Here is a 9702-nt window from a genome sequence, read left to right as displayed (position 1 = left end):
ATTCAAAGATGATGTCGCCGTCTTCGCCCATGGTGTCTCTAATAGCCTGAAGGCGGGCTTTGAAAAGTTTAAGCTCTGGCTTAGTGAAGAGCTTGGTTCTGTCGAAGTGCGTGTTACCGTCTTTATCGTAAACGATAGGGTCAACTTTTACTGCGTCATAACCATCTTTAAGCGCTTTCTCGGTGGCGCGAGCATAGTCAGCGGGGTCGTTAAGCTTGGTTACTTCTTTGTCCCAATCAAACTGTAGCTGGCTAGCGTAGCTACGGAGCTTGCCATTAGTTTTGCCACCCAGTAATTCGTAAACCGGCAAGCCAAGCGCTTTGCCTTTAATGTCCCAAAGTGCAGTATCAATAGCGCTCATCGCAGCATAAATAACCGGGCCGCCGCCTAATCCCCAAAAGCCCTCGCGCAGCATTCTCGACCAAAGCAGTTCGGTGTGAAAAGGATTAAAGCCAATCAGCATGGCTTCGGCAATTTCTTTAATCATGTGTGCAGCGGCGCTGTGACCCCAATCATAAGCCAGTCCTGCTTCGCCCACACCGGTAATACCTTCGTCGGTGTAAACGCGTACGAAAACCGGGTTCCACTGAGGGCGCTTAGGGCATTCGATATCAAAAATTTCTACTTTGGTGACTTTCATAATGTATAAACAATTCCTGTTTGAAATAAGTTGGCGTTTAGCTGGCTAAGCTAAATTATTCGCAGAAGCCCGGGTCTAGTTTGTAAGCTTTGCGAAGCATGGCAGGCCATGCTTTTTGGCCGCCTGTTTCGCCGCTGTGAACCACATTAGCCTGTGCGTATATGCCATCAATAATGCTTTGCGGTATCTCGATAACCTCTTCATTAGACTGCATCAGGGCAAGCTGAATTTCGCACGCACGCTGCAAATCGTAAAAGCGCATAAAGGCGTCACCGACGGTGGGGCCAAGGGTTAGACCGCCGTGATTAGGCAAAAGCATGTGATTAGTGTCGCCAAGATCGTACTGCAAACGTTTCTTTTCACTATCATCAACGGCTAAACCTTCGTAGCTGTGATAAGAAAGTGATGGTAGCGAAAACATTGAATACTGGCTCCAGGGCTTAAGCCCGCCTTTAACAGATGCGACTGAGATTGTGGCTAGTGTATGCAGGTGAATAACGCATTGGGCATCGTGGCGCACTTCGTGGATAGCACTGTGAATGGTGAAGCCAGCGGGGTTGATGCCGTAAGGTGTATCGTCAAGGATGTTACCCTCTAAATCGACCTTAACCAGGTTAGAGGCGGTAACCTCGTCAAACGTCAGGCCAAAGGCGTTAACCAAGTAATGATCAGTGCCCGGTACCTTAGCTGAGATATGCGTGTAAATAAGGTCGCCCCATCGCATATCTGCCACTAACCGATAGCATGCTGCTAAATCGACACGAGTTTGCCATTCTTGTTCAGAAACTTTGCCTTTAAGGCTTAAGGTTGGCAGTGAAAACAAGCCACTTCTCCTATTCTTTTCATGGTGACAATTTACCAATACCCGCAACAATGAACAATGCTTTGTCAGTGCTGCGTTATATCGAATTGGGTGTAGCCATCGCGCAAGGGAATAAGATCGTCAGCGAAACGCATTGCGTCGTGGTCAAGGGTAAAGGGGTTGGCTTTTACGAGTTTTTTTATCTCTAATTTGGCCCAAGGAGGCGCATCGAAGGCGTCTGGAAGGGTCTCAATACCAGCATCTAAATCACAACCAAATATAGCCAGTCCATTAGATGTGGTGGATAAATATTGGGTAACTTCAACATTGAACCCAGTTTCTTCCCACGTTTCTCTGTGTGCAGTACAGGCGACCGATTCATTTTCAAGCACCCCTCCACCAGGAAAATCCAATTTACCTGAAAGACGGTGTTCTACTAACAGTACCTTATTATTTGTTTTGACTAGGCACGCGGCAGCAATCAAAGGGGCTGGACTGTTTTCTCCAACTTGGTTTTGTTGAGATAAAAGCCTATCGGAAACGCGACAAACCGGCGCGTTGGGTGAAGACTGTGAACATGCGAAAAGCGTTAAAACAGCGAATATAGCTGATAAGCGAAATAAGATGACCATCGATTTGGGTAAAATACTCTAGAAGCTGTTTGTGATTGTTTTAAAAATAATCAATATTAAAAGACAGACTCTACGCAAATATAACACAACTAAAAATAATAACGCGGTACACAATCTTAACGTATAGCGGCGCTTGCGAAGAATCGTAAGCGGATTTTGTGTACTTGAGTATCCTAAACGTTTTGAAAAATACGTGATGGGATACTTTTTTACCTATAGGAAAGGTTATGTCTTCACGATTATCTTTATCGCCTTTGTTGCTTGGCGTAGTGCTACTTGCAGGTGTTGTAGTGTATTTGAATATGCCCGAAGAAGAGAGCGCGAGTGATAGTAGCGTGCGGGCGACGCCGGTAAAAACAGCCTTGGTATCATCACAGGCATTCCCAATTACGATTGAGTCATTAGGTACTGCTACCGCCAATGAGTCGGTGAATATTACCGCACAAGTCACCGATACCGTAAAAACAATTAATTTTGAAGACGGCGATAAAGCCACCGAAGGCGAGTTACTGGTTCAGCTAAACAATACGGAAGAACGCGCCAGGGTAGAGGAACTTAAGGCGAATATTGATGAGGCCAAACGCCAGTTCACGCGCATAGCGGACTTGCGCCAGTCTAACGCTACTTCTGAACAACTGCTGGACGAGCAGCAAGCACGGGTTAAAGCCTTACAAGCTCAGCTAGATATTGCGCTAGCTCAGCTAAATGACTTGCAGATACGCGCGCCGTTTAGCGGACTATTAGGTAATCGCGAAATCAGTATCGGCTCTTTGGTGCAACCTGGTGACACTATCACTACTTTAGATGACATCAGTCTAATTAAGGTCGATTTCAGTATCGCTGAAAACCATCTTGCAAGCGTGGCTAAAGGGCAGGCATTAAGTGCATCCTCGGTGGCTTACCCCGGAGAAGAGTTTACAGGGAAAATCTCTAACATTGACACGCGACTCGACCCGATTAGCCGCTCTATTCGGGTACGTGCGACGATAGACAACCAAGATAATCGTCTGCGCCCCGGTATGTTGCTTACCGTAATTGTGGAAAAGCGCGTGCTGAATACTTTGGTATTGCCGGAAAAGGCGCTGGTTCCCGTTCAAGACAAGCAGTATGTGTATGTCGTTAAAGATAACGTTGCACATCAAACTGAAGTGGTAATTGGTGAGCGTCGTCCCGGGCTGGTACAAATTGTTAGTGGGTTAAACGAAGGCGATGAGGTCATTACCGAAGGCACGCTTCGGGTACGCGACCAATCTCCGGTTAATGTGTTAAACCGCTAAGGGAGCATATCGTCATGTTATTGTCAGACGTCTCTGTAAAGCGCCCTGTTTTCGCAACGGTTATTAATTTACTGCTGATCATTTTCGGTATTGTCGCTTTTACCATGTTGAGTTTGCGTGAATACCCTGATATCGACCCACCGATTGTCTCGGTGAGTACGACCTATACAGGGGCATCGGCTAATATTGTTGAGACTCGGATCACCCAGCTATTGGAAGATAGAATATCGGGTATAGAGGGGATAAAAAACGTTACCTCGACCTCTCGTAATGGTCGTTCAGACATTACCATTGAATTTAAGCTCTCTCGTGATATTGATGCTGCCGCGAATGACGTGCGCGAGCGAGTAAGTCGCGCACTCAATAACTTGCCTGATCAAGCTGATCCTCCTGAGGTGTCTAAAGCAAATTCCGATGAAAGTGCCGTGGTATGGTACAACTTGCGAAGCACAAACCTAAATACCATGGAGCTGACTGACTACGCCGAGCGCGTATTAGTGGATAGGCTTTCAATTGTCGATGGTGTCGCCCGAGTTCAAATTGGGGGAGGCAGGCGCTATGCCATGAAAGTGTTCTTAGACCGCAATGCAATGGCGGCAAGAGGTATTACGGTAAACGATGTAGAGCAAGTCATTCGCGCCGAGAATGTGGAATTGCCGGCGGGGGAAGTGGAAAGTACTGACCGTAACTTTGAAGTACGGGTTGCGCGAACCTTTCTTACGCCTGACGACTTTGCCGCGCTGACGGTTGCGGTAGGTGACAATGGTTATCTTGTGCGGCTTGGCGAAATAGCCCATGTTGAATTAACCGCAGAAGATGACGAAACCGAGTTTCGTGGTGATGGCGTCAATATGATTGGACTCGGTATTATAAAGCAGTCCAAAGCCAACACCTTAGACGTTGCCCGTGCAGCGAAAGCGCAAATTGAAAGAATAGAAGCCACTCTTCCTGATAATATCTTTATTGTACCCAGCTATGATTCGTCGGTATTTATTGAGGCGTCGATTGATGAAGTATATGAGACTTTAGGTATCGCGATGTTAATGGTGGTGATCGTTATTTACCTTTTCCTAGGTAATATTCGCGCCACGTTGATTCCGGCAGTTACCGTACCCGTTTCTATTATTGCCGCTTTTATCGTGATGTATGCACTGGGGTTTTCCATCAACCTTCTTACCCTGCTTGCTATGGTGCTAGCCATCGGTTTGGTGGTGGATGACGCCATAGTTGTGCTTGAGAACATCTACCGACGCATAGAAATGGGCGAACCCCCTATTTTGGCCGCCTACCGCGGCGCTAAAGAAGTTGGGTTTGCAGTTATTGCAACAACGCTGGTGCTTATCTCTGTGTTTGTACCGTTGGTTTTCCTTGAGGGCAACATTGGAAGGCTATTTACGGAGTTCGCATTGGCCATAGCTGCTGCGGTAGCGTTTTCAAGCTTTACCGCACTTACGTTGTCGCCCATGATGGCGTCGAAAATCCTTAAAAAAAGAACCCGATCGTCTGGCTTTGGAAGTTGGATGGACAAGAAGTTCTCTAAACTTGAGAACGGCTACTTCAATACGCTAGGTAAAACGTTGCATCAGCCCATTCTGATGCTGCTTATGCTTGCTATTGCTATCGTTGCATTGGTACAGCTTTCTGAAAAAGTGCCTAGCGAGTTCGTTCCCAAAGAAGACAGAGGCAATTTCTTCATTTTGATGAACGCGCAGGAAGGGGCTAGTTTCGAAAGTAACGCAAAGAATCTCGAAAAGATTGAAAGTATCTTAATGCCTTACCGCGAGAGTGGGAAAATCAATCGCCTTTTGGTTAGAACACCTGGTTTCGGCGGTAATGCGGGTATCGCAATTGTGGGGTCTGCAGACTGGGATGAGCGAGATTTCAGTACATTTTCGCTCATGGATGAAATCAGCGCCAAACTTAACAGCGTGCCTGACGTTCGTGCTTTTGCCATCATGCGCAGCGGGATTTCTGGAGGAGGCCTCGGCCGTCCTGTTCAGTTCGTCTTACAAGGCGATACCTACGAAAATCTGGTTGAATGGCGAGACATTGTTCTACAAAAGGCAGCGCAGAACCCAAGGCTCATTCGACTAGACTCCGATTATAAAGAAACCTCACCACAGCTATTGGTGAATATTAACCGCGACAGGGCCGCTGATCTTGGGGTATCAATTAGTGATATTGGCGGCACACTGGAAGTGATGCTGGGTCAGCGTAGGGTGTCAACATTCCTTGATAGGGGCGAAGAATACGATGTCATCATGGAAGGTATAGAGGAAGATTTTCGAAGCCCTAACAGCATAGAAAATTTGTACGTGCGTTCATCCCGCACTGGCGAGCTCATTCCTATGGACAATTTACTCACGTTTGAAGAGCAAGCCACGTCAGCACAGTTAAATCGCTACAACAGAATGCGTGCTGTCACTATTTCTGCCAACTTGGCGGACGGTTATACGCTAGGGCAGGCACTTGAATATTTAGAAAACATTGTAAGTACAGAGCTGCCTGACAATGTATCAATAGATTACAAAGGCGAGTCACAGCTGTATCAGGAAGCGGGTAATTCATTTGTATATGTATTTATGCTGGCACTCGCTGTCACTTACTTAATATTGGCTGCGCAATTTGAAAGCTGGGTGCACCCGCTAGTCATCATGCTGACCGTGCCGCTGGCGCTTGTTGGAGCCTATATCGGGCTATTCTTTAGCGATATGACGATCAATATATACAGTCAAATTGGTTTGGTTATGCTAATTGGACTTGCCGCAAAAAACGGTATTCTTATTGTCGAGTTTGCAAACCAGCTACGGGATGCCGGTATGGAGTTTGAATATGCGCTTAAACGCGCAGCCGCGCAGCGCCTACGTCCTATCGTAATGACCGGCTTCACTACGGTATTTAGCTCCTTACCACTTGTACTCGCGTCTGGACCAGGAGCAGAAAGCAGAATGGTTATTGGTATGGTCATTTTCTCTGGTGTTCTCGTTTCTGCCTTCATGACACTTTATGTTGTTCCCACCGCTTATAGTTGGCTGGCAAGAAACACCGGTTCTCCACTTCAACGAACAATGGAGATAGAGACGCTGGAGCAGTCAATCCCTTATAAAAAAGGCGAATCGTAACCATTATAGCGGGGTAAAGCCCGCTTAGCCTTTATTTTCGTTAATACACGCTCAACAAGGGCTGATTAAAAAAATATACAGGAAGGGGCTATAAGGGTTATCTTTCCGTATGTTTTTACATACGTAAATATCAGCGCTTATCACTAAGTGTTTTGTGGTGAAACCCCTTAACTTACTGAAAAAGATAAAATAATTTTCTTTTCACTGCTCTCATCATAAATTCTTATTTGTGGTCATAATGCATAAAGGAATGTATTAGACATTTGTATAGTTGCTTAACTTACAACTTCTTCTACACTTCACGCCAAAATCAAACGCTTGTATAAGTCATTAATTTTTAAATGCTAAAATTTTCACGCTCAAATTGGCGAATATGGCAATTGTGACCAATACTTACCCCGTTGTATGAGTATGAGCACACACGCACATGTTTGTCTCAAGCCGTTTAAAAGCTCCACTTTCCGTGCAAACGGGTTAGCAAGAAAGTTAAAAGCGAAGAGCAAGCATTCAACAGACTCTAGAGGACATATCATGAAGAAATGGATACTTGCAGCAGGATTGTGCTGTAACGTAGCTTTTGCCGATGTAGCAGTTATTGTTCATCCCAGTAACGCTGACACCCTCGACAAAGATAGTATTAGCCGTTTATTTCTAAATAAAGCAAAGGCGTTTCCAAGTGGTACGCAAGCCGAGCCAGTTGCGTTAGCTGAAGGCCAATCTGCCACTGATGAATTTAACGGCAAGGTATTGAACAAAACCGCAGCACAATTAACTGCGTTTTGGTCAAAACTAGTATTTACCGGTAAAGGTCAACCACCAAAAGCTCTGGGTAGCGATTCAGAAGTTGTATCTGCAGTAGCAGGAAACCCTGGCGCAATTGGTTACGTCGACGCTGGCGCTGTTAACGACAGCGTACGAGTAGTCGCTACCTTTTAACTGACCGTTTATACAAAGAATTTAAGGAACACGCATGAAAACCAAACTTGCTATCTTATCTATGGCTGGCCTGTTAGCTACTCCGGCACTGGCTGATATTCAAATCAACGGCTTTGCAAACCTTATTGGTGGTATGACACTAGACGATGACGAGTCAGTGTACGATTACGACAGCGACTTTAACTTCGACCCTGCAAGTGTATTTGGCCTTCAGGTTCGTGGTGATGTTAGCGATAAGCTCTCTGCGACCGCCCAGCTAGTTGGCCGTGGTAGTGAAGATTACGACGCCGATTTTGAATGGGCGTACATGACCTATATGTTGAACAACAACTTCAACATCAGTGCAGGCCGTCTGCGCATGCCTTTATTTAAGTACTCTGCTTCATTAGATATCGGTTACTCGTATCACTGGCTAACACCACCAGATGCTGTATACGGCATTGACTTCAACAACATTGACGGTGTTCGTGTTGACTACATGAACTACTCAGGTGACTGGGAATATGGTGCACAGTTTACCGTTGGTCGTGTTGAGGCTGATACCACCATTTCAGGAACGCCTGCTGCGTTAGAGTTGGAAAACGTGGTCGCTGTTTCATTTGAAGCAACACGTGATTGGTTCAGTGCGCGTACTTTGCTAGCACGTGGTAAAACAAGTGCTGCGAATGCTGACTTTGACACATTTGTTGGTGGTTTAAATCAATATGGTGCCTTTATTCCTGCGGCGTCTTTAGCCGCTGAAGGCCTGAGTGTTAACGAAGATACAGGTACCTTCTTTGAAGTTGCTGTTGATATCGATAAGTACGATTGGTTTGTGGGTGCAGAATTTACCCAAACAGAAGTTGATGGCTCTGTTATTGCCGATAATAAAGCATGGTACGTTACGGCGGGTATGCGCTTTGGCAAGTTTACACCACATATTACTTACGAAGTTGAAGAAGCGGATAATGGTACTCAGCTAGGTTTAATTGCTGCATTGCCTGCTACGATTGCGACAGGTGATGCCGTGGTTGATGCTACGTGGAACGGCGCAAATGGCTCGCCGGGTATTTACCAAACTGCGGCAGGTATTGCTGCTCAACAGGAGCTAGATGTATCGGCAGTTACTGTTGGTCTTCGTTACGACGTTGAGCCAGGTTTTGCACTTAAAACTGACGTAACTTGGTATTCAGATGATCTAAACGATCTAAATGATGCAACACTGCTCAAAGTAGGCGTAAACTATACGTTCTAACTACTCGTTATGGCCTTGCATTTTGGTGCGAGGCCATAATTTCATTAAAGATTTTAGCTATTGGGTAGATAAATTAGTTATGATGTTTTTTCAGGTAAAACTGAAACGTAGTTAAGCAATTATAAAAAACAGTGGGATAGCTGATGAACTTTCTAAAAAAAATGCCAATTGCGACAAAGATTTTCCTCATACCGGGGATCGCAGCGCTAAGTTTTATTATTTACTTGCTTATCACTGTCTATACCGCACTCAATAATGGTGCAACGCTAGAAAAAGTTCAGAAAGTTCAATTTCCTGCCCTTCAACTATCAGCATCGACCTTAGTTGATATGCAAAAGGTTCGCGATACCCTTGCGAGCGCAGTGACCACTGGTGATCAAGACACCCTTACTATGGCGCAAGAGCTCGCCGAAGAAGCAAAAAGCGGCTTAAACCAAATTGCTTCTATTAGCCCTGAGTTTCGCAGTGAAATTTCCCGCATCTCCTCAGGCTTTGATAATTATTTCGATGTTGCCTATGACGTATCACAGTCTATGGTCAACGGCACTGCCGACTTCAGTCGTTTAGGCGAACTCTCAGCCCAAATGAATCAGTCATACGATGGTGCCATCGCTGCGATGTCTCAATTTCGTGATGCTCAACAGGCGGCATTTGAAGAAGCATTTAAAAACACAGACAGTGCCAATACCTCGTTAATTAGCACAGGCGTCATTTTAGCCGTGGTTGTGACTATATTGCTGTTTGGAACAGCGGTACCTATTGTTCGCGGCATTAAGCAAAGTATTGATGACGTGGTTCGTTCCCTTAAAGATATTGCTCAAGAAAACGGTGACCTAACGGTTCGCATAGAAACCAAAAGCGAAGATGAAATTGGCGAGTTGGTGTATTGGTTCAACCAATTCATGGACAAGCTGCAAGGCGTAGTGCGTGATGTGGTAGAAGCGAGTTTACCGCTATCAAACCTAGCGCAGAACTTACGCGGTGTAACGGAAGAAACCCAGCGCACCATTGATGTACAGCAAAAGTCTGCAACCAATGCTAAGCGTGCGGTAGATACGA

Annotated in this window: 8 protein-coding genes; 5 read left to right on the top strand and 3 right to left on the bottom strand. The window is 45.6% G+C overall.

What is annotated here, in order from left to right:
- The 3 genes from QVA83_RS16680 to QVA83_RS16670 all read right to left on the bottom strand — a co-directional run.
- A partial coding sequence (locus QVA83_RS16680; RefSeq protein ID WP_502711470.1) for an enolase-like domain-containing protein occupies positions 1 to 640 on the bottom strand: 640 nt, incomplete at its 3' end.
- 55 nt (positions 641 to 695) lie between these two features.
- Positions 696 to 1463, bottom strand: a complete 768-nt coding sequence (locus QVA83_RS16675) for a class II aldolase/adducin family protein (RefSeq protein ID WP_156077889.1) — start codon at positions 1461 to 1463, stop codon at positions 696 to 698.
- A 65-nt stretch (positions 1464 to 1528) separates the two neighbouring features.
- Positions 1529 to 2074 (bottom strand): NUDIX hydrolase, encoded by a 546-nt coding sequence (locus tag QVA83_RS16670; protein ID WP_156077890.1) that lies wholly within the window; start codon positions 2072 to 2074, stop codon positions 1529 to 1531.
- A gap of 227 nt (positions 2075 to 2301) precedes the next feature.
- On the opposite strand from QVA83_RS16670, the gene QVA83_RS16665 reads away from it, so the two are divergent.
- The 5 genes from QVA83_RS16665 to QVA83_RS16645 all read left to right on the top strand — a co-directional run.
- The gene (locus tag QVA83_RS16665; RefSeq protein ID WP_156077891.1) at positions 2302 to 3351 is read left to right on the top strand and encodes an efflux RND transporter periplasmic adaptor subunit; all 1050 of its coding nucleotides are present in this window, start codon (positions 2302 to 2304) and stop codon (positions 3349 to 3351) included.
- 14 nt (positions 3352 to 3365) lie between these two features.
- A complete protein-coding gene (locus tag QVA83_RS16660) occupies positions 3366 to 6473 on the top strand; it encodes an efflux RND transporter permease subunit (protein ID WP_156077892.1) in 3108 nt (1035 codons plus the stop codon).
- A gap of 531 nt (positions 6474 to 7004) precedes the next feature.
- Positions 7005 to 7409, top strand: coding sequence for a type 2 periplasmic-binding domain-containing protein (locus tag QVA83_RS16655; RefSeq protein ID WP_156077893.1), 405 nt, complete (start codon positions 7005 to 7007; stop codon positions 7407 to 7409).
- Between the two features lie 34 nt (positions 7410 to 7443).
- The gene (locus tag QVA83_RS16650) at positions 7444 to 8643 is read left to right on the top strand and encodes a hypothetical protein (RefSeq protein ID WP_014948263.1); all 1200 of its coding nucleotides are present in this window, start codon (positions 7444 to 7446) and stop codon (positions 8641 to 8643) included.
- 143 nt (positions 8644 to 8786) lie between these two features.
- Positions 8787 to 9702, top strand: a 916-nt coding sequence (locus QVA83_RS16645) for a HAMP domain-containing protein (protein ID WP_287498714.1), incomplete at its 3' end; no start/stop codon positions are given.

Origin of the sequence: Alteromonas sp. AO-Serp (genome assembly GCF_017849675.1) — a bacterium.
In the GTDB taxonomy this organism is placed as follows: Bacteria; Pseudomonadota; Gammaproteobacteria; order Enterobacterales; family Alteromonadaceae; genus Alteromonas; species Alteromonas macleodii.
Note: the sequence above shows the minus strand (reverse complement) of the source record. Positions and strands in the feature narration are given on the sequence as shown.

What these genes read in the sequence shown, in the direction of transcription:
- QVA83_RS16670 (WP_156077890.1), bottom strand. Translation starts at nt 2,074, where the DNA reads ATGGTCATCTTATTTCGCTTATCAGCTATATTCGCTGTTTTAACGCTT.
- QVA83_RS16665 (WP_156077891.1), top strand. Translation starts at nt 2,302, where the DNA reads ATGTCTTCACGATTATCTTTATCGCCTTTGTTGCTTGGCGTAGTGCTA.
- QVA83_RS16660 (WP_156077892.1), top strand. Translation starts at nt 3,366, where the DNA reads ATGTTATTGTCAGACGTCTCTGTAAAGCGCCCTGTTTTCGCAACGGTT.
- QVA83_RS16655 (WP_156077893.1), top strand. Translation starts at nt 7,005, where the DNA reads ATGAAGAAATGGATACTTGCAGCAGGATTGTGCTGTAACGTAGCTTTT.
- QVA83_RS16650 (WP_014948263.1), top strand. Translation starts at nt 7,444, where the DNA reads ATGAAAACCAAACTTGCTATCTTATCTATGGCTGGCCTGTTAGCTACT.